The sequence below is a fragment of the Streptomyces sp. NPDC030798 genome (assembly GCF_055572275.1).
Genome location: NZ_JBVIDR010000021.1, coordinates 20,829 through 44,311, shown reverse-complemented (window position 1 = coordinate 44,311; position 23,483 = coordinate 20,829). Strand labels below are relative to the sequence as shown.

General features: G+C 71.8%; 20 protein-coding genes and 2 pseudogenes. 11 read left to right on the top strand and 11 right to left on the bottom strand.

Features of this window, described 5'->3' with window-relative positions:
- The first annotated feature begins 1 nt into the window (after nt 1).
- Both ACZ404_RS34505 and ACZ404_RS34500 read left to right on the top strand, forming a co-directional pair.
- Nucleotides 2–535, top strand: a complete 534-nt coding sequence (locus ACZ404_RS34505) for an amino-acid N-acetyltransferase (RefSeq protein ID WP_467930839.1) — start codon at nt 2–4, stop codon at nt 533–535.
- 203 nt (nt 536–738) lie between these two features.
- A complete protein-coding gene (locus ACZ404_RS34500; RefSeq protein WP_030751806.1) occupies nt 739–1,074 on the top strand; it encodes a histone-like nucleoid-structuring protein Lsr2 in 336 nt (111 codons plus the stop codon).
- On the opposite strand, the pseudogene ACZ404_RS34495 reads toward ACZ404_RS34500, so the two are convergent.
- Both ACZ404_RS34495 and ACZ404_RS34490 read right to left on the bottom strand, forming a co-directional pair.
- A pseudogene (locus ACZ404_RS34495) lies at nt 1,053–1,301 on the bottom strand (SCO3374 family protein); the annotation flags it as partial. The gene ACZ404_RS34500 and the pseudogene ACZ404_RS34495 overlap by 22 nt on opposite strands.
- Nucleotides 1,302–2,150: 849 nt before the next feature.
- Nucleotides 2,151–2,528, bottom strand: a pseudogene (locus ACZ404_RS34490) (SCO3374 family protein); the annotation flags it as partial.
- 429 nt (nt 2,529–2,957) lie between these two features.
- On the opposite strand from ACZ404_RS34490, the gene ACZ404_RS34485 reads away from it, so the two are divergent.
- Nucleotides 2,958–5,477, top strand: coding sequence for an ATP-dependent Clp protease ATP-binding subunit (locus ACZ404_RS34485; protein WP_468446917.1), 2,520 nt, complete (start codon nt 2,958–2,960; stop codon nt 5,475–5,477).
- A 103-nt stretch (nt 5,478–5,580) separates the two neighbouring features.
- On the opposite strand, the gene ACZ404_RS34480 is transcribed toward ACZ404_RS34485, so the two are convergent.
- Nucleotides 5,581–6,204 (bottom strand): HAD family acid phosphatase, encoded by a 624-nt coding sequence (locus ACZ404_RS34480; RefSeq protein WP_468446915.1) that lies wholly within the window; start codon nt 6,202–6,204, stop codon nt 5,581–5,583.
- A 450-nt stretch (nt 6,205–6,654) separates the two neighbouring features.
- Here ACZ404_RS34480 and ACZ404_RS34475 point away from each other — a divergent pair, with 450 nt between their 5' ends.
- On the top strand, nt 6,655–7,203 hold the full coding sequence (locus ACZ404_RS34475; protein ID WP_468446913.1) for a M23 family metallopeptidase: 549 nt from the start codon (nt 6,655–6,657) through the stop codon (nt 7,201–7,203).
- A 1-nt stretch (nt 7,204) separates the two neighbouring features.
- Here ACZ404_RS34475 and ACZ404_RS34470 read toward each other — a convergent pair whose 3' ends face one another.
- Entirely contained in the window at nt 7,205–7,804 is a 600-nt protein-coding gene (locus tag ACZ404_RS34470; RefSeq protein ID WP_468446911.1) for a TetR/AcrR family transcriptional regulator, read from the bottom strand.
- A gap of 124 nt (nt 7,805–7,928) precedes the next feature.
- Between ACZ404_RS34470 and ACZ404_RS34465 the strand changes: the two genes are divergently transcribed.
- The gene (locus ACZ404_RS34465; RefSeq protein ID WP_468446909.1) at nt 7,929–9,536 is read left to right on the top strand and encodes an MDR family MFS transporter; all 1,608 of its coding nucleotides are present in this window, start codon (nt 7,929–7,931) and stop codon (nt 9,534–9,536) included.
- Between the two features lie 190 nt (nt 9,537–9,726).
- Nucleotides 9,727–10,173: an RICIN domain-containing protein gene (locus ACZ404_RS34460; protein WP_468446907.1), complete on the top strand. Its 447-nt coding sequence runs from the start codon at nt 9,727–9,729 to the stop codon at nt 10,171–10,173.
- 82 nt (nt 10,174–10,255) lie between these two features.
- Here the strand turns inward: ACZ404_RS34460 and cseC are convergent, their stop codons facing one another.
- The 5 genes from cseC to ACZ404_RS34435 form a co-directional block, all read right to left on the bottom strand.
- Nucleotides 10,256–11,611 carry a two-component system sensor histidine kinase CseC gene (cseC, locus tag ACZ404_RS34455; RefSeq protein WP_468446906.1) on the bottom strand — a complete coding sequence of 452 codons (1,356 nt, stop codon included), beginning with the start codon at nt 11,609–11,611 and terminating at the stop codon, nt 10,256–10,258.
- 13 nt (nt 11,612–11,624) lie between these two features.
- On the bottom strand, nt 11,625–12,329 hold the full coding sequence (gene cseB / locus ACZ404_RS34450) for a two-component system response regulator CseB (protein WP_468446904.1): 705 nt from the start codon (nt 12,327–12,329) through the stop codon (nt 11,625–11,627).
- Nucleotides 12,330–12,376: 47 nt separating this feature from the next.
- On the bottom strand, nt 12,377–12,970 hold the full coding sequence (locus ACZ404_RS34445; RefSeq protein WP_468446902.1) for a hypothetical protein: 594 nt from the start codon (nt 12,968–12,970) through the stop codon (nt 12,377–12,379).
- A gap of 41 nt (nt 12,971–13,011) precedes the next feature.
- Nucleotides 13,012–13,551, bottom strand: coding sequence for a SigE family RNA polymerase sigma factor (locus ACZ404_RS34440; RefSeq protein WP_468446900.1), 540 nt, complete (start codon nt 13,549–13,551; stop codon nt 13,012–13,014).
- Between the two features lie 273 nt (nt 13,552–13,824).
- Nucleotides 13,825–14,700: an HhH-GPD family protein gene (locus tag ACZ404_RS34435; RefSeq protein WP_468446898.1), complete on the bottom strand. Its 876-nt coding sequence runs from the start codon at nt 14,698–14,700 to the stop codon at nt 13,825–13,827.
- Between the two features lie 183 nt (nt 14,701–14,883).
- Here ACZ404_RS34435 and ACZ404_RS34430 point away from each other — a divergent pair, with 183 nt between their 5' ends.
- Nucleotides 14,884–15,702, top strand: a complete 819-nt coding sequence (locus ACZ404_RS34430) for a hypothetical protein (protein ID WP_468446896.1) — start codon at nt 14,884–14,886, stop codon at nt 15,700–15,702.
- 48 nt (nt 15,703–15,750) lie between these two features.
- On the opposite strand, the gene disA is transcribed toward ACZ404_RS34430, so the two are convergent.
- Both disA and radA read right to left on the bottom strand, forming a co-directional pair.
- Nucleotides 15,751–16,875 carry a DNA integrity scanning diadenylate cyclase DisA gene (disA, locus tag ACZ404_RS34425; RefSeq protein ID WP_468446895.1) on the bottom strand — a complete coding sequence of 375 codons (1,125 nt, stop codon included), beginning with the start codon at nt 16,873–16,875 and terminating at the stop codon, nt 15,751–15,753.
- An 81-nt stretch (nt 16,876–16,956) separates the two neighbouring features.
- The gene (gene radA, locus ACZ404_RS34420; protein ID WP_468447033.1) at nt 16,957–18,366 is read right to left on the bottom strand and encodes a DNA repair protein RadA; all 1,410 of its coding nucleotides are present in this window, start codon (nt 18,364–18,366) and stop codon (nt 16,957–16,959) included.
- Nucleotides 18,367–19,002: 636 nt separating this feature from the next.
- Here radA and ACZ404_RS34415 point away from each other — a divergent pair.
- Genes ACZ404_RS34415 through ACZ404_RS34400 form a run of 4 tightly spaced genes read left to right on the top strand, consistent with a single transcriptional unit; the run spans nt 19,003 to nt 23,328 of the window.
- Nucleotides 19,003–19,455, top strand: a complete 453-nt coding sequence (locus ACZ404_RS34415) for a hypothetical protein (RefSeq protein WP_468446893.1) — start codon at nt 19,003–19,005, stop codon at nt 19,453–19,455.
- Nucleotides 19,452–20,453 carry a hypothetical protein gene (locus tag ACZ404_RS34410; protein WP_468446891.1) on the top strand — a complete coding sequence of 334 codons (1,002 nt, stop codon included), beginning with the start codon at nt 19,452–19,454 and terminating at the stop codon, nt 20,451–20,453. The genes ACZ404_RS34415 and ACZ404_RS34410 overlap by 4 nt, the downstream gene beginning before the upstream one ends.
- A complete protein-coding gene (locus ACZ404_RS34405; protein ID WP_468446889.1) occupies nt 20,450–21,496 on the top strand; it encodes an AAA family ATPase in 1,047 nt (348 codons plus the stop codon). Before ACZ404_RS34410 ends, ACZ404_RS34405 begins: the two co-directional genes overlap by 4 nt.
- Nucleotides 21,497–21,498: 2 nt before the next feature.
- The gene (locus ACZ404_RS34400; protein WP_468446887.1) at nt 21,499–23,328 is read left to right on the top strand and encodes a hypothetical protein; all 1,830 of its coding nucleotides are present in this window, start codon (nt 21,499–21,501) and stop codon (nt 23,326–23,328) included.
- Nucleotides 23,329–23,483: the final 155 nt, after the last annotated feature.

The following is a 23,483-nucleotide window of genomic DNA, read 5'->3' as shown; positions in this document are numbered from 1 at the left end:
CATGTCAGCAGAGCGTCCCGAAGTCCCCGCGAAAGCCATCACCGTCCGGCGGGCCCGGACCAGCGATGTCCCGGCCGTGCGCCGCCTCCTCGACGCCTACGCCCGTGACCGCATCCTGCTCGACAAAGCCACGGTCACGCTTTACGAGGACATCCAGGAGTTCTGGGTCGCCGAACGCGACGACAACGCCGAGGTGGTCGGCTGCGGGGCGCTGCACGTCATGTGGGAAGACCTGGCGGAAGTCCGCACGCTCGCGGTGAAGCCGGGGCTCAAGGGCGCCGGTGTGGGGCATCAGGTGCTGGAGAAGTTGCTGCAGACCGCCCGCTGGCTCGGCGTTCGCCGGGTTTTCTGTCTGACCTTCGAAGTCGACTTCTTCGGCAAGCACGGCTTCGTGGAGATCGGGGAGACGCCGGTCGACACCGATGTCTACGCGGAGCTCTTGCGTTCCTATGACGAGGGCGTCGCGGAGTTCCTCGGTCTCGAACGAGTGAAACCGAACACCTTGGGCAACAGCCGGATGCTTCTGCATCTGTGATCGTCATTGCCCCGGTGCCCTATGTCCGAAACGCGCATGTTTCCGGACCGGGGTGGGGCCCCGGGCCTCTCCCAGGGGTTTGTGTTTTTCCGGCAAAAGCGGTTTGCTTTCCGACGTACTGCAGTACTGCATATAACAGGGGCGGCGAAACGGCGGACGCCGCACACCCCTGGCCCCTCACGTTTTCGATGAAAGGAAATCCGGTGGCACAGAAGGTTCAGGTCCTTCTTGTCGATGACCTCGACGGCGGCGAGGCGGACGAGACCGTGACGTTCGCGTTGGACGGCAAGACGTACGAGATCGATCTCACGACCGCCAATGCGGACAAGCTGCGCGGGCTTCTCGACCCCTATGTGAAGGGCGGTCGTCGTACCGGAGGCCGTGCCTCGGGCGGGCGTGGAAAGGCGCGTGCGGCTTCCGGCGGCAACCAGGACACCGCGGCGATCCGCGCGTGGGCGAAGGAGAACGGTTACGAGGTCAACGACCGCGGCCGTGTTCCCGCGTCCATTCGCGAGGCCTACGAGAAGGCCAACGGCTGATCTCGCCGACGGGCGGGCGGCCGGGCGCTCATGCGCCGCAGCCGGATCCGGTGGCATTGCGCTGCCACCGTGTCCACCAGCCGCACGAGATCGGGGGCACCTCCCGGGCCCCCCATGACCGGCAACGCCGGCAACGAGGCCTCGGCCTCACCCCCCGGCCCGGGGGGCCGCAGCCACACAGCGGCCCCCTGCAGGGACCCGCACCGAAACCCGACGGGCCGCGCCCCGTCAACGGCGGACCCGGCACGCCCCCAGCCGAAACCGGCACACACGGCGCCACACCACGCTCCGCCCCCGGCACAGCCGACAAAGCCCGTGGTGGATTCCCCGCCGTCCCGACCCCGGTCGGCTCCACATCCGACGGATTCCCGTCCGCCCCGCGCGGCGTGAGCGAAGCCCTCGGCGCATTCCCCGCCGCCCCCGGCGCCATCAGGCCGGCCCCTGCCGGAATCCCGTCCGGCGCCCCTGGCGAAATGCCATCCGTCGCCAGCAGGGTCTGCGTGACCCTCGGCCCTTTGCCCGCTGCCCCCGGCTGAACCCCGTCCGCCTCCGGCGGCGTCCGAGCGGGGCCTGGTGGACTCGCCCCAGCACCCCCCACAGTCTGTGCAGCCTCCGACGCATTCCGCCCCGCCCCCGGCGGAATCCCACCTACCGCCGGCGCAATCCGCGCGACCTCCGGCGTAATCCGCCCTGGCGCAATCAATGCGGCCCCCGCCCCACAACTCGCCGCCCGCGGCGCAGCGAACGCGGCCCCTGGCCCAAGGGGCGCCGCCCCCGGCGGAATCCCCTCCGCCCCCGGTGCAATCCGCGGGACCCGCGACACAACCGGTCCCGGCGCAGCAGACGTGGCTCCCCGCCCACAGCTCTCCACCCCCCGCGCAGCAAACCAGACCCCCACCACAAGGCGCCCCCCGCCCCGCGCAGCAAACGCGACCCCCGCCCCGAGGTGCCCCGTCCCCGGCGGAACCCCGCCCGCTCCCGGTGCGGTCGGCGCAGCCCCCTGCGCTCACCCCGCTCCCGCCCCGAAGCGCCCGGAAGGGTGACGGGTCGGAGCAGGGCCGGTGGAGTGGGGTGGGGGGAGTCGGACGGGTGGGGGCCTGGATGGTGGCGTGGAGGCCGAGAGGGCGTAGGTCCAGGGGGAGCGGGCTCCATTCGAGCCAGTCCAGCAGGGCCGGCAGTTCTTCCGTGCTGCCCGGGGCCACCAGGAAGTGCATGCGGTCGCCCTGGAGGGCCACCGGGGAGCCCGGGGCGAGATGGCGGAGGGCCTTCTCGCCTGCCTCGGCCGGGACGTCCAGGACGTCGAAGCGGACCCCCGTGAGCAGCCGTAGCGGGCGGCCGGGCACTGTCGGCCAGCCCAGCTCGTTCTCGTACCAGGACCGGAGGTCGGGGACCGCCGGATCGAGCGGGCGACGAGGAAGGGGGACCGTGGAGGTCGCAGGGGCCGAGCCAGCCATGCCAGGTGAACCGCCGAAGCGCGCTCAGGGTTACGGTGGGTGCTCGCGAAAGTACGGACAGTGCCGAACAGGGGGGCGCGCGGGGGTGCGGGGAGGCGCAAGGTTGTTCGCCCATAGCGGAGGGAACCGGGGCGCGCCGCATGGAGTGTCAGTCCCAGCGGGTAAGACATGCCTAGTGGGAGGGGGCGACACGCAGCACGGGCGGTCTCACGTTCGCCATCGGCGTACTGGCGACTGGGGTAACTGCCTGGCCTGCGGGAACATCGTCTCGCACCATCGGGTTGGAGCAGATGTCGGCGTTCGGGGTCAGGAGGCCATCGACGGTGTCGGCAGTTGGAATGAGCGGTCCCCGCTTGCGGGACTAAGCTGCGGAAGGACAGGGAGGGGAAGTTCCCCCCACTGCCTGACCGCTCTGAGGAGCGATTAACGATGTTCGAGAGGTTCACCGACCGCGCGCGGCGGGTTGTCGTCCTGGCTCAGGAAGAAGCCCGGATGCTCAACCACAACTACATCGGCACCGAGCACATCCTCCTGGGTCTCATCCACGAGGGCGAAGGTGTCGCCGCTAAGGCCCTGGAGAGCCTCGGCATTTCGCTTGAGGCGGTCCGCCAGCAGGTGGAGGAGATCATCGGCCAGGGCCAGCAGGCCCCGTCCGGGCACATCCCCTTCACCCCCCGTGCCAAGAAGGTCCTGGAGCTGTCGCTCCGCGAGGCCCTTCAGCTGGGCCACAACTACATCGGCACGGAGCACATCCTGCTCGGCCTGATCCGCGAGGGCGAGGGCGTCGCCGCCCAGGTCCTGGTCAAGCTGGGCGCAGACCTCAACCGGGTGCGGCAGCAGGTCATCCAGCTGCTCTCCGGTTACCAGGGCAAGGAGACCGCCACGGCCGGCGGACCGGCCGAGGGCACGCCCTCGACCTCGCTCGTCCTGGACCAGTTCGGCCGGAACCTCACCCAGGCCGCTCGTGAGTCCAAGCTCGACCCCGTCATCGGGCGCGAGAAGGAGATCGAGCGGGTCATGCAGGTGCTCTCCCGCCGTACCAAGAACAACCCGGTGCTGATCGGTGAGCCCGGCGTCGGCAAGACCGCCGTCGTCGAGGGCCTCGCCCAGGCCATCGTCAAGGGCGAGGTGCCCGAGACCCTCAAGGACAAGCACCTCTACACCCTGGACCTCGGTGCCCTGGTCGCCGGCTCGCGCTACCGCGGTGACTTCGAGGAGCGCCTGAAGAAGGTGCTCAAGGAGATCCGCACCCGCGGCGACATCATCCTGTTCATCGACGAGCTGCACACGCTGGTCGGTGCGGGTGCCGCCGAGGGCGCGATCGACGCGGCGAGCATCCTGAAGCCGATGCTGGCCCGCGGTGAGCTGCAGACCATCGGTGCGACCACCCTGGACGAGTACCGCAAGCACCTGGAGAAGGACGCGGCCCTGGAGCGCCGTTTCCAGCCCATCCAGGTCGCCGAGCCGTCCCTGCCGCACACGATCGAGATCCTCAAGGGCCTGCGCGACCGGTACGAGGCGCACCACCGTGTCTCCATCACCGACGAGGCGCTGGTCCAGGCCGCCACCCTGGCCGACCGGTACATCTCGGACCGCTTCCTGCCGGACAAGGCGATCGACCTGATCGACGAGGCCGGCTCCCGGATGCGCATCCGCCGGATGACCGCTCCGCCGGACCTGCGCGAGTTCGACGAGAAGATCGCCGCCGTCCGTCGGGACAAGGAGTCCGCGATCGACTCGCAGGACTTCGAGAAGGCCGCCTCCCTGCGCGACAAGGAGAAGCAGCTCCTGGCCGCCAAGGCCAAGCGCGAGAAGGAGTGGAAGGCCGGCGACATGGACGTCGTCGCCGAGGTCGACGGCGAGCTGATCGCCGAGGTCCTCGCCACGGCCACCGGCATCCCGGTCTTCAAGCTGACCGAGGAGGAGTCCAGCCGCCTGCTCCGCATGGAGGAGGAGCTGCACAAGCGGGTCATCGGCCAGGACGACGCCGTCAAGGCGCTGTCGAAGGCGATCCGGCGTACGCGTGCGGGCCTGAAGGACCCGAAGCGTCCGGGTGGTTCGTTCATCTTCGCCGGCCCGTCCGGTGTCGGTAAGACCGAGCTGTCCAAGGCCCTCGCCGAGTTCCTCTTCGGTGACGAGGACGCGCTGATCTCCCTCGACATGTCGGAGTTCAGCGAGAAGCACACGGTCTCCCGCCTCTTCGGCTCGCCCCCCGGCTACGTGGGGTACGAGGAGGGCGGTCAGCTGACGGAGAAGGTGCGCCGCAAGCCGTTCTCGGTCGTCCTCTTCGACGAGGTCGAGAAGGCCCACCCGGACATCTTCAACTCGCTGCTGCAGATCCTGGAGGACGGTCGCCTGACCGACTCCCAGGGCCGGGTCGTGGACTTCAAGAACACGGTCATCATCATGACGACCAACCTCGGCACCCGGGACATCTCCAAGGGCTTCAACCTGGGCTTCGCGGCCTCGGGTGACACGAAGACCAACTACGAGCGCATGAAGAACAAGGTCCAGGACGAGCTCAAGCAGCACTTCCGGCCCGAGTTCCTCAACCGCGTCGACGACGTGGTCGTCTTCCCGCAGCTGACCCAGGCCGACATCCTGCGGATCGTCGACCTGATGATCAGCAAGGTGGACGAGCGCCTGAAGGACCGGGACATGGGCATCGAGCTCTCCCAGTCCGCCAAGGAGCTGCTGTCCAAGAAGGGCTACGACCCGGTGCTGGGCGCCCGGCCGCTGCGCCGCACGATCCAGCGCGAGGTCGAGGACACCCTCTCGGAGAAGATCCTCTTCGGCGAGCTGCGCCCCGGCCACATCGTGGTCGTGGACACCGAGGGCGAGGGCGAGGCCCAGACCTTCACCTTCCGGGGTGAGGAGAAGGCGGCTCTGCCCGACGTCCCGCCGATCGAGCAGGCGGCCGGCGGCGGCCCGAACCTGAACAAGGAGTAGGCCGCACGGCGTCGGACACGGCGACAGACAAGGGGCTGCCCCGGGACTTCGGTCCCGGGGCAGCCCCTTGTGTCGTCGGACAACTGCTTCCGGGCAGCAGGGATTAAGACAACTGCCCGTCGTAGTCCGGCAGTTTGAATGTCTTTTCGGCGTGCCCGCCCGACAGGTCGGTGGCGCTGTTGCCGATGTTGGCGATGATCGTGTAGCCCTTGTTCTCGATGTCGACGCGCTGGGCGGTCTTGTAGGCGGCGACGTCCTTGAAGAGGTCGAGGAAGCCGCGTACGTAGAGACCGGAGATCTGGTAGCCGTCGTGCTCGAGGTTCCACTCGGTGGGCTCTTCGATGATGCCGGGGCGGGCGGTGACGAAGAACAGCGAGACGCCGTGTGCCTGGGCGTACTGGGCGACGTTCAGCACCGGCTTGTTGGCCGGCTGCGGGAAGCTGAAGCCGAAGTCGGTCTCCAGCGTGGTGTTGTCGATGTCGAAGACGATCGCCTGCTTCTCGCCGGGCCGGGCGGCGGCGATGCGGTCCTTCAGATACGGCAGGGCCTGGTCCATGACCGCCTGGCAGTCCCTCTGCCAGGTGCCGTAGTCCACCTTGGCGGCCGTGGCGCCGGCGGCGGCCGAGGGGGTGGTGCCGGCGGCCTCGGCGGGAGCGGCCAGCGCGGCCAGGGCCGTCACGGAGACGGCGGTGACGGATATGCGGCGTGCCCAGGAGCGTCTGGTCATCGGTGGGGGTCCTCTCACGTCCGTACGCGTGCCTGTTGGCGTGTGCATGATCTGCGGCGAGGGTGACGCGAGGGGAACCGTAGGGTTACCGATGGGTAGGCGACTAGAGGCCTGCATCACATTTCTTCGGCCATTCATCCGGGGTGCCGGTGATATGGCGCACAAGCGAAATGTCCGTTACTAGGTGAGATAGTGAGACTTGAATTCGGGCAAAAAGGTACTTTTGTTATTTAGCTCACTGAGGAAGGGTGACGTCATCGGCTGGTGACGCGGGTGTGTGCCCTTTGGGCCTTGTGTCAAGAAGTGGGTGTTTTGGACAGCTCCTACTACGTACTGCCGTAGATGGGGGGCTTTGAGCGGGAGTGGGCTGTCGGGTTACCAATGACGGGCACCACGGCGAATGTCTGTGCGCCGGGTGGTCGCTTTGTCTCCGAGTCCACGAGGTCCCGAATGTTCCAGCGCGTCACGTCCCGTTCTTCCCGTACGTCCTCGTTCCGTGCCCGCGTGGCCGTCATGGCCGCCGGAGTCGGCGCCACGGCCGTGCTGGGAGCCGGGGTCGCGAGCGCCGCGCCGTCGGCCGCGTCCTGGGTCGACCCGGTGCAGAAGTACACGCTCACCGCCAGCTTCGACCAGGGCGGCAGCCACTGGATGCACAAGCACAGCGGCCAGGACTTCGCCGTGCCGGTGGGCACCAACGTCGTCGCCGCGCACGGCGGCACCGTGGTCAAGGCCGGCCCCAACGGCGGCGGCGACGGCCCGGCCTACGGCAACGCCATCGTCGTCAAGCACGGCAACGGCACGTACTCGCAGTACGCCCACCTGTCCCGGATCGACGTCAAGGTCGGCCAGGTCGTCAAGACCGGTCAGCACATCGCCCTGTCCGGCAACACCGGCAACACCACCGGCCCGCACCTGCACTTCGAGATCCGGACGACCCCGAACTACGGCTCCGCGATCAACCCGGTGGTCTTCCTGCGCGACCACGGCGTCAAGGTCTGAGTCAGCTCTCCCGGCGCGCGCCCTCGTGCGCCTGGGTGACGAGATCCAGGGCGACCTCGAGAACGGCCTTCTGCCGCTTCTCGGGGTCGCCTTCCAGGTCCTGCATCACGAACATCCCCGCGTGCAGCGTGAACAGCGCGCTGACGGAGCGGACCTGCTCGACAAGGGACGCCTCCGGGTCGATGATGATGTCCCTGAGGCCGCGCATCCGGTCCTTGAAGGAGTCGCCGATGCGCAGCTCCCGCACCGTCGCCTGGTTCTCCTGCATGAACCGGAAGAGCGGCTCCGCGCCGGACAGCGCCTGGCTGTAGCGCCGTACGATCTCCTGCTTGGTCTCCAGCGTGTGCGGCTGGTCCTGGCCCCAGTCGATCAGGTCCTGCATCGGTTTCGTCAGGTCCTCGAAGAGGCTGACGATGATCTCTTCCTTTGTCTTGAAGTGGTAGTACAGGGCCGCCTTCGTGACGTCGAGACGCTCCGCGATCTCGCGCAGGGAGGTCTTCTCGTAGCCCTGCTCGGCGAAGAGTTCGAGCGCGACGTCCTGGATGCGCTGGCGGGTGTTGCCGCGGCGCTGCTGCTTGGTGCCGTCCATGGTGACGCCCATCCTCGTACTCCTCGCGCTTCCGCGGAAACTTACTTGACGCCCGGCTAGTGACGGGGCTACCTTCCCAGTGTAGTGAACTAGCCGGGCGGCAAGTAAGTAGCAGTCGCCAGGGGGAGTGGGAGAGATGGCGGACACGCAGGCGCCGGAGCCGGCCGAGGGGAACGCCGGCCGGCCGGAACAGCAGCCGGAGAAGCAGCCGAAGAGCGTACGGGTGGTCCTGCTCGCGCTCATGATCGCGATGATGCTCGCGATGCTCGACAACATGATCGTCGGTACGGCCATGCCGACGATCGTCGGTGAACTGGGCGGCCTGGAGCACCTGTCCTGGGTGGTCACCGGGTACACCCTGGCGACCGCGGCCTCGACCCCGATCTGGGGCAAGCTCGGCGACATGTACGGGCGCAAGGGCGCCTTCCTCAGCTCGATCGTGCTCTTCCTGATCGGTTCCGCGCTGAGCGGCATGGCCCAGGACATGGGCCAGCTGATCGGCTTCCGGGCCGTGCAGGGTCTCGGCGCCGGCGGCCTGATGGTCGGCGTCATGGCGATCATCGGCGACCTGATACCGCCCCGGGAGCGCGGCAAGTACCAGGGCATGATGGCCGGCGTCATGGCGCTGGCGATGATCGGCGGCCCGCTCGTCGGCGGCACCATCACCGACAACTGGGGCTGGCGCTGGGCCTTCTACATCAACCTGCCGCTCGGCGCGGTCGCGCTGGCCGCGATCACCGCCGTACTGCACCTGCCCAAGAAGCGGTCCAAGGCCGGCATCGACTACCCCGGTGTGCTGCTGCTGACCCTCGGCATCACCTCCATCGTGCTGGTCACCACCTGGGGCGGCACGCAGTACGCCTGGACCTCGGCACGGATCATGGAACTGATCGCCATCGGCGTCGCCGCGCTCGTCGGGTTCGTGTTCTGGCAGACCAAGGCCGCCGAACCGGTGCTGCCACTGCACATCTTCAAGAGCCGCAACTTCACCCTGATGTCGGTCATCGGCTTCATCACCGGCTTCGTGATGTTCGGCGCGACGCTGTACCTGCCGCTGTACCAGCAGTCGGTGCAGGGCGCCTCCGCGACCAACTCCGGTCTGCTGCTGCTGCCGATGCTCGGCGCGATGCTGGTGACCTCGATGGTCGCGGGCCGGGTCACCACCAACAGCGGCCGCTACAAGGCCTTCCCGATCGTCGGCGGCGCCCTGATGATCACGGGGCTGTACCTGCTGTCGCTCATGGACACCGGCACCACCCGGCTGACCTCGGGCCTCTACATGGCCGTCCTGGGCCTCGGCATGGGCTGCCTCATGCAGATCACCATGCTGGTGGCGCAGAACAGCGTGCAGATGAAGGACATGGGCGTGGCGTCCTCGTCGACGACCCTGTTCCGTACGCTCGGTTCCTCCTTCGGTGTCGCCATCATGGGCGCCCTGTTCAACAACCGGGTGCAGCACGTCATGGCCGAGCGCGGTGGTGCGCTGGGCAAGCACATGACCGAGAAGTCCGCCGCGCTGGACGCCAAGAGCCTGGCCAAGCTGCCGGGCCCGATCAAGGACGCCTACCAGCACGCGGTGTCCGCCGGCACGCACTCGGCGTTCCTGCTCGGCGCGGCGGTCGCGGTGATCGTCCTGATCGCGGCGCTGTTCGTGACGGAGGTCCCCCTCAAGGGCGGGCCGCAGAAGCCTTCCGCGCAGGACGGCGACGACGTGGCTCCCCTGCAGGTGATCGAGGCCGTCTGAGCCCTTCCCGGCCCGAACTGCGAGCCGCAGACCCCCGGTTGGTGTCCGCCCCGGGGGTCTGCTCCCTTTTGCGGGCCCCCTTTATGGCGTTGCCCAGGTGATCACGCGCGGCTAGCGTGGCAGCGACCTCAATGATCGATTCGGCGTGTTGTCGCCCGATTCGGCATTCGACCTTTGCAGGGGGAACACCATGAAGAAGGGCCGTATCAAGCTGCTCGTGGCCGCGGCGGTGCTCGCTCCGGCGCTGGCGCTCGCAGGCACGGGGCAGGCGTTCGCGGCGGACCACGCGGTCACCTGGAAGAACAAGAGCAACGGCGAGTACCTGGCGTACTTCAACGGCAAGGTCCGTACGACCTCCGCCACCGGGGCCAGCATGAAGTGGGACGAGAACAAGCAGTCCGACGGCAGCTACACCATGAAGCACCACCTCACCGGCAAGTGCCTCGACAGCAACAGCGACGGCGCCGTGTACGTCGGCACGTGCAACGGCGGCAACTACCAGAAGTGGTACGAGAGCAAGGACTCCTCGGGCTGGCGGCTGAAGAACAAGGCCACCGGCCGCACCCTTGAGGTGTCGATCAGCGGAGCCGTCCGCACCGACTCCGACTCGGGCGCATCGCGCCAGCGCTGGAGCTGATCCGCGGGGCACAGTCCCCCACAGCCGGTCGCACGGCATCGAGCGGGCTTCCGGGCGGCAGCGGGGCGGCGTCCGGACCCGCTCAGCTGCCGCCCCCCGACAACGGCAGCATGGGGTGGCTCCCGGTGCTGGTCGGGGCGTGCTCCGGCAGCCACAGGACCGCCACCGCGCCCTCCGCCGGCAGGTGCGCGGGGATGCCGGCAGGGCGGACGTTGCGGAACGTCAGGCGGGCCCCCAGGACGCGGGCCTGGCCGGCCGCGATGGTCAGGCCCAGCCCGTGGCCCTGCCCGGCGCGGTCCTTGCTGCCGGTGCGGAAACGGCTCGGCCCCTCGGCCAGCAGCTCCTCCGGGAAGCCGGGCCCGTGGTCGCGCACCCGGATGACCCGGCCCTCGACGGTCACCTCGATCGGCGGCCGGCCGTGCCGGGCCGCGTTGGCGAGCAGGTTGAACAGCACCCGCTCCAGGCGCCGCGGATCGGTGGTGACCTCCGACTCGTGCACCACCCGTACGGTGATCTCCGAGTCCTTGGCGGCCACCCGCCGGGAGATGAAGTCGCCCAGCATGATGTCCTGCAGCTCGGCCCGCTCGGAGGCCCCGTCGAGCCGGGCGACCTCCAGCACGTCCTCGACGAGGGTGCGCATCGCCTTCGCGCGGTCCAGCACCAGCTCGGTCGGGCGACCGGGCGGCAGCAGCTCGGCGGCCGTGAGCAGGCCCGTCACCGGGGTGCGCAGCTCGTGCGCGATGTCCGCGGTGACCCGCCGCTCGGCCTCCAGCCGCTGCCGCAGCGCGTCCGCCATGGCGTCCACCGCGCGCGCCAGATCGTCGGTCTCGTCCCGTACGACCCCGCCGATGGCCTCCCGCACCCGCACGTCCGTCTCGCCCTTGGCGACCCGGCCCGCGGCGGCCGCCGCCTTGCGCAGCCGGCGGGAGAGCTGCCCGCCGATCAGCACGCCGAGCGCGCTGCCGCCGAGCACCACCGCGACGGAGCCGATCACCAGCGCCTGGTCGAGGTCGTTCATCACATCGGTGGACCGGTCCGGCACGTTGCTGTGCAGGGACAGCACCCGGCCGTCCTTGGTCGGCACGGCCGCCCAGATGTCCGGCACCCCGCCGTGGTCGATGACGTCGCTGGCCCGGCGGCCCTCCTCGACCTTCTCGCGCAGCGCGGCCGGCAGCTCGGGATCGTCGATCTTGATGTTGGGGAAGTTCGGGCCGCGCTTCTGCTCGTAGTTGCGCGCGGCGATCCGGACCCGCTCGTTGGCCAGGTCGCGCGCGTTGTCCAGCATCGAGACCCGGGCGGCGTTGTGCACGACCAGGCTGAGTACGATCGCCACCAGCCCGGCCACCAGCGCGATCGCCGCACTGAGCTTCCATCTGAGGCCGGTGTGCAGGCCCGCGCGCTCCATGCGCCGGACCGGGCCTCGGAAAATCCCCCGCATGCCGCCGCCCCGCTCAGGCCTTCAGCTTGTAGCCGAAGCCGCGGACCGTCTCGATGCGGTCCTGGCCGATCTTCTGCCGCAGCCGCTGCACATGCACGTCCACGACCCGGGTGTCGCCGCCCCAGCCGTAGTCCCACACCCGCTCCAGCAGCTTGTCGCGGGAGAGCACGGTGCCCGGCGCGGAGGAGAACTCCAGCAGCAGCCGCATCTCGGTCGGGGTGAGCGCCACCGGCTGCCCGGCACGGCGCACCTCCATGCCCTCGGTGTCGATCTCCAGGTCCCCGAAGGCCAGCATCCCGCCGGTGACCGCCTCCCCGGCGGCCTCGGACTGCGCGCTGCCGCCCGCGTGCCCGAAGCGCCGCAGCACGGCCCGGATCCGGGCGACCAGTACGGCGCCGTCGAACGGCTTGGTCACATAGTCGTCCGCGCCCGCCTCCAGGCCCAGGACGACGTCGATGGAGTCGGCGCGCGCCGACAGCATGATCACCGGCACGGTCGACTCGTCCCGGATGCGGCGGCACAGGCTGACCCCGTCCAGACCCGGGACCATCACGTCCAGCAGCGCGATGTCCGGCCGGTTCGCCCGGAACGCCTCCAGGCCCGACAGGCCGTCGGGCATGGCGGTGACCGCGAAGCCGTCCCGCTCCAGGGCGAGCTGGGTGGCCTCGCGGATGACGTCGTCGTCCTCGACGAACAGGACGTGGGTCTGGTCTGCCATCCCGGTGCTCTCCAGTCCTCGTGGTGGGCGTGTGTGGGGGGCGGGGCTCAGCCGTCCGCGGGCGACGCGTCCCCGCCCACCTTGCTGTAGTCGGTCTCGTGGCTGCTGATCTGGGCGAACCGGCCCGCCTTCCAGGCGTACGTGATCACGGTCTCCCTGGACGGGTTGGAGACTGGATCGTCCGTGTCGTACACCTGCCGGGTCACCGTCAGATCGGTGCCGTCGATCTCCGAGTAGACCGGCGACTCCTCCGCCTTGAACACATTCTTGTACGACCCGCCGACGGCCCGGTACACATACGTGCCGATGCCCACCCAGTCGCCGCAGGTCAGCACGTTGACGACGACGTCGTTGGCGGAGCCGCCGGTGAGATCGCCGTAGGAGACGTCGACCGGGTAGTGGTCGCCGCTGCACGGCTTCAGCTCCCGCTTCACCGTGGCGGAGACCACCGGGTCCTTCTTGACCAGCGCCACCGCGTCCACCCGCCGGTAGCGGCCGGAGGGGCTCGGGCTGGGCGAGGCGATGGCGCCCGCCACCGCCGAGGCGTGGGCCGGGCCCTCGTCGCGGGCCCCTGTGCCGCCCGTTCCGCAGGCGGCGACGAAAAGGGCGACGGCGGCGAACGCGGCCCCCACCGCGATCACCGCCTGCGTGCTCCCTCGGATCCCTTCGGATCCGGCCTCGGTCAGGCCGCGCAACGCTCCCGCTCCTCACGCTCCAGCGCGCGTGCGTCCAGATCGCGGGCCTCCAGCTCCTCGCGGAGCCGGGCGAGCGCCCGGTGCAGCGTGCTCTTGACCGTACCGGCCGACATGCCGAGGGCCGCGGCCGTCTCCTCCGTGGACATCTGCTCCCAGTGTCGCAGCACCACGACACTGCGCTGCTTGGGCGCCAGCACCTTCATGACGTCCATCAGCAGGGCCCGGTCGGCGTGCTGCTCGGTGGCGTCGTCCACGGACGCGTCCGGCAGCTGCTCGGTCGGGACCTCCTCCAGTTTGCGCGCCCGCCACCACTCGGTACGGGTGTTGATCATGACCCGGCGCAGATAGGCGTCCGCGAGCCGCTTGTCGGCGATGCCCTCCCAGCGGCCGTACGTGCGCACCAGCGCGGTCTGCAGCAGGTCCTGGGCGTCCGTCGGGTCCGGGACCAACCGGCGGGCGCTGCGCAACAGCGCGTCCTGCCGGGTGCGGACGTACTCCTCGAACTCGAGCACCTCGCCCTGCGCCATGATCAACCGCCTCCGTTCCCCGTTCACTTCGGCCCCGTGCCTGAAGTACCGCTTCTTCGCCGTGCCCGTGGTCTGGCGGGCACGGCAATGAAGCTACGGAGTTGTTGTCACGGGGCTGTGCGAAGCAGCCTGCGGCTGGCAATCGGCTGTCCGTCGGTTGTGTAACGGAAGTAGGAAAAGGGTAAAGGGTGTGGCGCTTATGTCCGCCTATCTGTGACTTTGCCCGCCAGGATGGCCGTAACGCGACCTCGGGGACGGTGACTTGGCCGTGTATCAGGTCAGCGGCAGCCGATAGAGATTGTTCGGCAGCGGCTCCACCAGTCCGTCCGTGACGAGCCCGTCGAGCGCGCGGGCGCGCTGCACCGGCTCGTGCCACACCCGGTCCAGCATCGCCTGCGGCACCGGCGCGTGCGCCTCCCGCAGCACCGCCAGCAGCTTGCCGCGCACCTGCCGGTCCGTGCCGGCGTACGTCTGTCCGCGCCGCGGCGGCCCGGCGTGCTCCGGCTTGCCCGCGAGCCGCCACGCGCACTGGGCGGCGATCGGGCAGCGCCCGCACCCCTCGTTCTTCGCCGTGCACACCAGCGCGCCCAGCTCCATCGAGGCCGCGGCCCAGCGGGCGGCCGTGCGCTCGTCCTCCGGCAGCAGCTCGCGCGCCAGGCGACGCTCGGCGGCCGTGGTGGCGTTCGGCGGGTACTGCACACCCGACACCGCCCGCGCGAGAACCCGGCGCACGTTCGTGTCCAGCACAGGGTGCCGCTGCCCGTACGCGAAGGAGGCCACCGCGGCTGCCGTGTACTCCCCGATCCCGGGCAGCGCCAGAAGCTGGGCGTGATCCGTCGGCACGTCCCCGCCGTGCCGTTCCGTTATGGCCACGGCCGCTCCGTGCAGTCGCAGGGCGCGGCGCGGGTAACCGAGCCGCCCCCAGGCGCGCACCGCCTCGCCCGGCGCCTGCCCGGCCAGGTCGGCGGGGCGCGGCCAGCGGGCCAGCCACTGCTCGTACACCGGCAGCACCCGGCTCACCGGGGTCTGCTGGAGCATGAACTCGCTGACCATCACCCCCCAGGGGCCCGCATCCGGGCGGCGCCAGGGGAGGTCGCGGGCGTGGGCGTCGAACCAGGCGATCACGGGGGCGTGGAGCTTCTCAGTCATGGCACTCCGATCCTGCCACGGGTCGGGCGGTCATGTTCGGTGATCGGGTGGCTGCGCAGCGTCGCGGAGGGATCGAAGGGCCCTGCGGTTGACGGCAGTTGCCAGGATGATGATCCGGAAAAGTTGCTCATCGGGCGGCGGGGGACGCAAGCAAGTGCGGCGATCTCTCGTACAGTTTGCGCCGTGGGATCTCTGCGCAATCCGGTCGGGCCGCTTCCCTCCTCCATCTACTGGCGACGGAGGGCCGTCCTGCTGTCCGTGGTCGCCCTGCTGGCGCTGCTGATCACCTGGATCGTCACGTCCGGCGGCGGGGGCGGCAAGAAGGGCGCCGACGGGTCCAACGGCAAGAATCCCGTGTCCACCATCACGCCGGGGCCGTCCCCCTCCGGCTCCGCGATCAGCCAACACCCGGGCGGGCGCGACGGGTCGAGCGGCGGCGGCACCGGCTCCGGGGGCGCCGGTTCACCCGGTTCATCCGATTCGCCCGGATCCGACGGGGATTCCGGTAACGGCTCCGACTCCGGCTCCCATGCGGCCTCCGGAGGCTCCGGTGGCGCCGGCGTCGGTACGAGGGACGCGGTGCCCGCGTCGTCCTCGCTGCCCAACTGCACAGCCGGGGCCGTCTCGTTGAACCTGCGGAGCCTGCACAACTCCTACTCGCCGGACCAGACGCCCGCCTTCGAACTCACCGCGAAGAACACGTCCTCCGGGGACTGCAAGGTCGATCTCGGGCCGAAGAACGCGGTGCTGACGGTCACACCGGCGGACGGCGACGACGCGTACTGGTCGTCGGCGGACTGCCCGAAGGGTGCGTCGAGCCTGTTCTTCCGGGTTCCGGCGGGGCAGAGCATCACCTACACCGTGAAGTGGGACCGCAAGCCGAGCGCCTCCCAGTGCGGGACGCCTCCGGCGGGCTCGGCCAAGCCAGGAACGTATCTCCTGGAGGCCAAGGCACCGGGCTTCGCAAAGCTCCGGGCTTCGTTCGTGCTGTCGGCCGACTAGCGGACCTCGATCGGCAGAGGCACCCCACAGGGGCGCGGGGCCGGCACCTCAGACGTACCGCTCCAGGATGGACGACTCCGCCAGCCGGGACAGCCCCTCCCGCACGCTGCGCGCCCGCGCCTCACCCACACCGTCGACCGTCTGCAGATCGTCCACGCTCGCGGCGAGCAGCTTCTGCAGTCCCCCGAAGTGCTCCACCAGCCGGTCGATGATGGCCCCCGGCAGCCGCGGCACCTTGGCCAGCAGCCGGAAGCCCCGCGGGGACACCGCGGAGTCGAGCGTCTCGGGCGACCCGGTGTAGCCCAGCGCACGCGCCACCGTGCCCAGTTCCAGCAGCTCCGCATGCGTCAGCGCGTCCAGCTCGGACAGCGCCTCGTCGACCGTACGGGACCGCTTCGCCGTCGGCTCGGGCACATAGTCCCGCACGACCAGCTCCCGGTCGGGCTCCACACCGGCGATCAACTCCTCGAGCTGCAGCGCCAGAAGACGGCCGTCCGTGCCCAGCTCCACCACGTACTCGGCGATCTCGGTGGCGATGCGCCGCACCATCTCCAGGCGCTGCGCGACCGCGGACACGTCCCGGACCGTCACCAGGTCCTCGATCTCCAGCGCCGACAGCGTGCCCGCGACCTCGTCCAGCCGCAGCTTGTACCGCTCCAGGGTGGCCAGCGCCTGGTTCGCCCGGGACAGGATCGCCGCCGAGTCCTCCAGCACGCGCCGCTGCCCGTCGACGTACAGCGCGATCAGCCGCATGGACTGGGAGACGGAGACCACCGGGAAGCCGACCTGCTTGGAGACCCGGTCGGCGGTGCGGTGCCGGGTGCCGGTCTCCTCCGTCGGGATCGTCGGGTCCGGGACCAGCTGCACACCGGCCCGCAGAATCTTCGACAGGTCCGACGACAGCACGATGCCGCCGTCCAGCTTGCACAGCTCCCGCAGCCGGGTCGCGGTGAACTCGACGTCCAGGACGAACCCGCCCGTGCACATCGCCTCGACCGTCTTGTCGGAGCCGAGGACGATCAGCCCGCCGGTGTTGCCGCGCAGGACCCGCTCGAGGCCGTCCCGCAGGGGCGTACCCGGAGCCACGGCGCTCAGCGAGGCGCGCATCAGGCCATCGGAACCGGCACTCCCACCGGACTTTCCGGGAGACGCTGCCCGGTCGTTGGCTGCCACTGCACTCCTCCGGTCGCAGGTTCTGGGGCGCTGCCGTCGTGCGCACTCGGTTCGTACGGACGGGCGAGACCAGGGCAAAGTCTACCGGCGCTCCTCCGCCTCCCGTGGGGCCTCTCGGCGACGGGAGCGCGGCAGCACCCGCAGCGCGTCCCCCATGTCGGCGACTTCCAGGACCTTCATGCCGGGCGGGACCTTGCCCGGGTCACCCGGGACGAGCGCGTGCGTGAAGCCCAGCCGGTGCGCCTCGGCGAGCCTGCGCTGCACGCCCGTGACCCGTCTGACCTCGCCCGCGAGGCCGACCTCGCCGATCGCGACGAGGTTCTTCGGCAGCGGGGTGTCGCTGGCCGCGGAGGCCAGCGCGAGCGCGATCGCGAGGTCCGCCGCCGGTTCCGACAGCTTCACGCCGCCCACCGTCGCCGAGTAGATGTCCCGCTTGCCGAGCGCGCTGATCCGCCCGCGCTGCTCCAGCACCGCCAGCATCATCGACACCCGGGAGGTCTCCAGGCCCGAGGTCGTCCGGCGCGGGGAGGGGATCTGCGAGTCGACGGTGAGCGCCTGCACCTCGGCCACCAGCGGGCGGCGGCCCTCCAGGGTGACGGTCAGGCAGGTGCCCGGCACCGGCTCGTCCCGCCGGGTCAGGAAGAGTCCGCTCGGGTCGGCGAGGCCCGTGATGCCCTCGTCGTGCAGCTCGAAGCAGCCGACCTCGTCCGTGGCGCCGTAGCGGTTCTTCACGCCGCGCACCAGGCGCAGACGCGCGTGCCGGTCGCCCTCGAAGTGCAGGACGACGTCCACCAGGTGCTCCAGCAGGCGGGGGCCCGCGATCGCGCCGTCCTTGGTGACGTGGCCCACCAGCAGCGTGGACATCCCCCGCTCCTTGGAGGCGCGGATCAGGGCGCCGGCCACCTCGCGGACCTGCGCCATGCCGCCGGGGGCGCCGTCGATCTCCGGAGAGGCGACCGTCTGCACCGAGTCGAGGATCAGCAGGGACGGCTTCACCGCGTCCAGGTGGCCGAGGACGGCCGCCAGATCCGTCTCGGCGGCCAGATACAGGTCGTCGTGCAGGGCGCCGATGCGGTCGGCGCGCAGCCTGACCTGGCTCGCCGACTCCTCACCGGTCACATAGAGGGTGCGGTGCTCCTCGCTCGCCGCCTTGGCCGCCACGTCCAGCAGCAGCGTGGACTTGCCCACGCCCGGCTCGCCCGCGAGCAGCACCACCGCGCCGGGCACCAGGCCGCCGCCGAGCACCCGGTCCAGCTCCGGCACGCCGGTCGTGCGAGCGGTCGCCCGACGGCCGTCGACCTGGCCGATGGGCAGCGCGGAGGTGGTGACCCGGCCCGGCGTCGTCGTACGGACCGCGGGCGCGCCGTACTCCTCGACCGTCCCCCAGGCCTGGCACTCGGGGCACCGGCCGAGCCACTTGGCCGTCTGCCAGCCGCACTCGGTGCAGCGGTAGGACGGGCGGTCCTTGGTGGTCTTGGTACGGGCAGCCATGCGGAAACCGTAGCCGAGCCCACCGACAACGCCGCCGGCCACGAGGACGGACAGCAGTACGGCGGCAACCGTCGGCAGGCGCACGGCGGTGATGGCGACCGGCGGTGAGGTGGTGATGGCGGACGGTGGTGAGGCGGTGATGGCGGGCAGAGCGGTACGGGGATGATGGCGGGCGGTGGCGCGGCGGCGAGGGCCGGGCACCCACGCGGGCGACGGCCGGCACCGTCGGCGGCGAGCCCCGGCAGCCGTCGGGAGGCGGTGGGTGGCAGCTGTGCGGCCCGTGCGAGCCGGTGCCCGTGTGCGGGTGGCTGTCGGCACAGGTGATGGCGAGGGCCGGCAGCCGTGCGGTGGTGAGGGCGGGCCCGGGGGCGGTGTGGGTCGGACGGGGTGCGGCACGTGTGGCCGGCAGCCGTGCCGCGGTGGCAGGTGGCCGTGCTGCCGTGGGCGGAGTTGTGCAAGAAGGCCCCCGGCAGCCGTGCCGCGGTGGCAGGTGGCCGTGCTGCCGTGGGCGGAGTTCTGCAAGAAGGCCCCCGCGCAGGGCTGTCTCCGTAGAATTCGGGCTGTGGGACCCCGGGCCGTGGGCCACCGGACACGGCACCGTGCGGGCGCGCCACGGGGGCGGGGAGGGGTGGGCCAGTGCCGGACGACGACCGGATCGCCTGGGCACGCACGCGGTACGGCATGCTCCTCGACGACCGGCTCCCCGCGCGGGAACCGAACCCGGGCACGAGCGTCGACGTCGATCCGGACCGGGACGACCACGACACCCCCGCATTGGCACTTCAACTCGCCGCGGTCTTCCGCGCCCACCCCGACTACCGGGGCGTGGCCCTGCGGCTCGCCGGAACCGACGAGGTCATCGGCGTGTGCACCCCCGCGCGCGTGCGCGACGCCCTCGGACCCGCGGGCGACACCCCCGCGGACTGGGGAGCCGGTGACCGGGCGGGCCTGCCCGGCGCGTCCACCCGGTTCCGGGCACTCGTGTTCTCCTGCCCGCACTGCGGCCACGGCACAGCCCGCTCCTTCTACGACGCGCGGCTCCTGCCCCGCTGCCCGGCCGGCCACGGCGACATGGAGCTGACCGGATGAAGCTGAGCGACACCGTCCAGCCACCGGCGGGACTGGCCGCCGGACGCCGGTTCTTCCTGGTCGGCTACCTGCCGACGTACGCCGCCGCCTTCTTCCTGCTCCTGCTGGCCCAGGCGGGCGCCCGCGGCACCGGCGCCCCGGCCGGCGGCCGTCTGCGCTTCACGCGCGCGTGGACGGCGGCCGCCACCCTCGGGGTGGGCCGGCTGCTGGCGCTGATGCTCGGCGTCACCCTCGTCGCCGTCCTCCTCGCCCCCTGGCAGACCTCGCTGGTCCGGCTGCTCGAAGGCGCCTGGCCGCAGCGGCTCGGCGCGAACCAGGCCCGGCGCCTCCAGCGGCGCCGCAAGCGGACCTGGGAGCGCCGGGCCGAACTGCCCGCCCCCGCGCCCGGCGCGCACCCCGGCGCCCTGCCCCCGGACGTCGTCCAGCGCGCCGGGGTCGCGGGCGCGGAACTGCGCCGGCGCTTCCCGCTGCCGGACCACCTGGTGCGCCCCACGGCACTCGGCAACGCCCTCGCCGCCGCCGAGGACACCGCCGGCCGCGCCTTCGGCTACGACGCGGTGGTCGCCTGGCCGCGCCTGTACCCGCTCCTCGAGGAGCGCAGCCGGGCCGTGGTCGACGACCGCCGCGACACGGTGGACGCCGCCGCCCGGCTGGCGGTGACCATGGCGGTCACCGCCCCGGCCGCGGCGGTCCTCCTCGCGGGCACCGGCCGGTGGGCGCTGCTCGCCCTGCTGCCGCTCGCCGTCGCCTGGGCCGCCTACCGCGGCGCCGTACAGGCGGCCATGGCGTACGGCGACTCCCTGCACATGGCCTTCGACCTGCACCGGTTCGCGCTGCTGCGGGCGCTCGGCACGCCGGTCCCCGACGATCCCGCGGCGGAACGGCGGCTCGCGACCGCCTGGTGCGACCTGTGGCGCCAGGGCGTACCCCTGCCACCGGGCCTGCGCTACACCACCGACCCGAACCAGGGCACCGCCGGCGGACAGGGGCAGCAATGACCGAGGACACACCCGCGGGAACCGACGGCGACCCCCAGGTCACCACCGCCGACCGGGAGGCCGAGCGGGCCCGGCGCCGGGCACGGGAGCGGGAGGCGCTGCAGACCGTGCTGCCGTATGCCCTGATCGTCGGCCAGGAGGAGCTGCGGACCGCCCTGGAGATCACCTACGTGTGCCCGGCCGTGGGCGGGGTCCTCGCCACCGGGCAGCGCGGCACCGCCAAGACCACCACCGTGCGCGCCTTCACCAAGATGGCCGTGGACGGTCTGCCGGTGACCATGCCGATCGGCGCCACCGACGACCGGGTGCTGGGCGGATGGCGGATCAGGGAGTTGATGCACGGCAGCCCCGAGAAGTCCGACGGACTGCTGGTCCAGGCCTCCGAGTCCCCGGCCCGCATGCTGTACGTCGACGAGATCAACCTGCTCGACGACTACCTGGTCAACATCATCCTGGACGCGGCCTCCACCGGCATCCTCGCCCTCGAGCGGGACCACCTGTCCGAACCCGCCCGGCGCGTGGAGTTCACCCTGGTCGGCACCATGAACCCGGACGAGGGCGGACTGCGGCCCCAACTCCTGGACCGCTTCGGCCTGGTGGCCGTCGTCGACTCCGAGCCGGACGCGGCGCGCCGCCGCCGCATCGTGGAGACCGTCCTGCGCTTCGAGGCCGAAGGCGCCGACCCCGGCTCGGAGTTCATGGCCCGGGCCCTGGACGAGGACGCCCGCACGAGGGACGGACTGCGGGCCGCGCGCGACCGGCTCGCCGCCGTCACGTGCGGGCCCGAGGTGTACGCGGGCTGCGCCGCCCTCGCCGAGGGCTTCCAGGTCGCCGGCCACCGCGGGGAGATCGTCATGCTGCGGGCCGCCCGGGCCCTCGCCGCCATCGAAAACGCCGCGCACGCCACCACCGGCCATGTGCGCCGGATTGCGAAACTGGCCCTCGTCCACCGCCGGGGACGCGGCGACACCGGCACCCTGCCGCCGTGGACCGAGGAGGACGACGCCCAGGTCGCACGGCTGCTCCCCGGCACGGCGGTCTGACCATGCCGGACCATCGCCCGGACTCCCCGCCCGGCCCCGGCGTCCCGGCGCCCCTCGGCCGGGCCCTGACCGTGCTCGCGGCGCTCGCGACCGAACCCGGCGCCGGCGGACTGCTGTTCCTGGGGCTCGACCCGGAGCTGCTGCCCGTCCTCGGCGCCTGGTCGGCCGCACACCGCGCCGGGGCGGGCGGTGTACGGGTGCTGGGCTCGTGGTTCGGCGAGGAGGAGCTGTGGCTGCGGCCCCACCTCGACGACGAGGGCCTGCGCCTCGTCCCCGGGGAACTGGTGGAGGAACCCGGCGAGGCGCCCCCGGTCCTGCTCGTCCCCGACCTGTGCCAGGCGGGCACCGCCACCGTACGCGCCGCCGTCACCCTGATCGGCGCCGACGCCGGACACGTCGAGATGCACGGGCACAGCCTGCTGTGGCCGCCGCGCGCCCAGTGGCTCGCGGCAGCCGACCGCGCGGAGGCCGCCGGGCTCTCCCCGCACCTGCTGGACCGCTTCCCGCTGCGCGTGGCCGGCGAGCCGCTCAACGAGGTGCTGTGGCGGCGTGGTCCCGGCCGCTTCTGGGACCTGCCCGCCGAACGCGCCGACCTCGTCGCCTCCCTGCCGACCCTGCCGTACGTACCCGGCGGCACCCCCCGGCCCGTCCTGACCGGCCGGGCCGCCGACCGTGCCGTCGCCCTGGTGCCCCCGGACACCGGGATGCGCCGCGGCCTGGCCCTCGCCCGGATCGCCCGCGCGCTCGCCACCCGGGCCGGTGACGCGCGCGTCGAGCCACGGCACCTCACCGAGGCGGCCACCCTGCTCGGCATCTCCGCGCCTCCGCCCGACCCCGGCCGCCCGTACCGACCGCCCGCGCCGGAGACCGCATCCCCGCCGGACACCGAGGCCGCTCCCGAACAGGCCCGCGCCCCGCTGACGCCCACCCCCACGCCGGTGGCAGCCCCGGCCCCGCCCCGCCCGCTGTCCACGACCCCGGTGGTCGCGCCGCCGCCGGAGGCACCGGTGTCGCCGTACCCGGAGGACTCCCCGGACGCCGTACCGCAACTCGGCTCGCTGCGCCCGCCGTTGCGCCGCCGCAGCACCGTCCGCCGGCTGCGGGGCCGCCCGAACGGCACCATGCGCGCCCGGGACCTGCACGACCTGGCACTCGTACCGAGCCTGGTGGAGGCGGCCAAGGCCCGGCTGCACCATCCCGCGCCGCACCCGGGCTCGCTGGTCCTGCGCACGGACGACCTCCGCCAGTACCGGCGCCGCCCCGAGCCCGCCCACGCCCTCGTCCTGGTGCTCGACCACTCCGTGCGCGGCTGCGACCGCGCGCCCGCCCTCGCGCCGCACCTGCGCTGGGCCTACGAGTCGCAGGCCGCGGTCACCGTCATCGTCTTCGGGCACGCCGGCGCCGGACCCGACGTGTGCGCGGAACGCGTCCGCGCCGCCTCGCTGCTCGACCCCGTCCTGCTCGCCGCCCTCGACCGGCCGCCGGGCACCGCCAGTCCGCTGGCCCACGCCCTCGACCTCGGCGTGCACGAGCTGCGCCGCTTCCTGCGGCGCGGCCGGGCGACGGTCGACGAGGTCCGGCTGGTCGTCCTCACCGACGGGCGGGGCAACGTCCCCCTCGACGCCAGCCTGCTCGGCCGGCCTCCGGGCCCGGTCCGCCGCGAGGGCGTCGAGGGCGCCCTCCGCGCGGCGGCCACCGCGGCCACCCTGAGCCGGGTCCGGGCGTTCGTCGTCGCGCCGGACCTCGACCAGTACCCCCATCTCCCCGTGGAACTGGCGGACGCTCTGGGCGCCACCCTCACGACGGCCCCCCGCCCCGGAGCGGCAGGGTGACGGTGCAGGGCGGGACGCCGGCGGGGCGTCGTCCGCAGGAGCGGGATCCCGGCGGGCCCGGAACGGCACCGCGCGGAACGCCGAAACAGACGGTGCCAGACCTGGAGCGGACGGTGCCAGACCTGGAGCGGACGGTGCCAGACCCGGGGCGGACG

Excerpts from the sequence above, each read along its gene's own strand:
- ACZ404_RS34475 (WP_468446913.1), top strand. The coding sequence starts at position 6,655 with ATGTTCCAGCGCGTCACGTCCCGTTCTTCCCGTACGTCCTCGTTCCGT.
- cseB (WP_468446904.1), bottom strand. The coding sequence starts at position 12,329 with ATGGCAGACCAGACCCACGTCCTGTTCGTCGAGGACGACGACGTCATC.
- ACZ404_RS34405 (WP_468446889.1), top strand. The coding sequence starts at position 20,450 with ATGACCGAGGACACACCCGCGGGAACCGACGGCGACCCCCAGGTCACC.
- ACZ404_RS34465 (WP_468446909.1), top strand. The coding sequence starts at position 7,929 with ATGGCGGACACGCAGGCGCCGGAGCCGGCCGAGGGGAACGCCGGCCGG.
- ACZ404_RS34505 (WP_467930839.1), top strand. The coding sequence starts at position 2 with ATGTCAGCAGAGCGTCCCGAAGTCCCCGCGAAAGCCATCACCGTCCGG.
- ACZ404_RS34400 (WP_468446887.1), top strand. The coding sequence starts at position 21,499 with ATGCCGGACCATCGCCCGGACTCCCCGCCCGGCCCCGGCGTCCCGGCG.
- radA (WP_468447033.1), bottom strand. The coding sequence starts at position 18,366 with ATGGCTGCCCGTACCAAGACCACCAAGGACCGCCCGTCCTACCGCTGC.
- ACZ404_RS34460 (WP_468446907.1), top strand. The coding sequence starts at position 9,727 with ATGAAGAAGGGCCGTATCAAGCTGCTCGTGGCCGCGGCGGTGCTCGCT.
- ACZ404_RS34435 (WP_468446898.1), bottom strand. The coding sequence starts at position 14,700 with ATGACTGAGAAGCTCCACGCCCCCGTGATCGCCTGGTTCGACGCCCAC.
- ACZ404_RS34410 (WP_468446891.1), top strand. The coding sequence starts at position 19,452 with ATGAAGCTGAGCGACACCGTCCAGCCACCGGCGGGACTGGCCGCCGGA.
- ACZ404_RS34480 (WP_468446915.1), bottom strand. The coding sequence starts at position 6,204 with ATGACCAGACGCTCCTGGGCACGCCGCATATCCGTCACCGCCGTCTCC.
- cseC (WP_468446906.1), bottom strand. The coding sequence starts at position 11,611 with ATGCGGGGGATTTTCCGAGGCCCGGTCCGGCGCATGGAGCGCGCGGGC.
- ACZ404_RS34485 (WP_468446917.1), top strand. The coding sequence starts at position 2,958 with ATGTTCGAGAGGTTCACCGACCGCGCGCGGCGGGTTGTCGTCCTGGCT.
- ACZ404_RS34470 (WP_468446911.1), bottom strand. The coding sequence starts at position 7,804 with ATGGGCGTCACCATGGACGGCACCAAGCAGCAGCGCCGCGGCAACACC.
- ACZ404_RS34440 (WP_468446900.1), bottom strand. The coding sequence starts at position 13,551 with ATGGCGCAGGGCGAGGTGCTCGAGTTCGAGGAGTACGTCCGCACCCGG.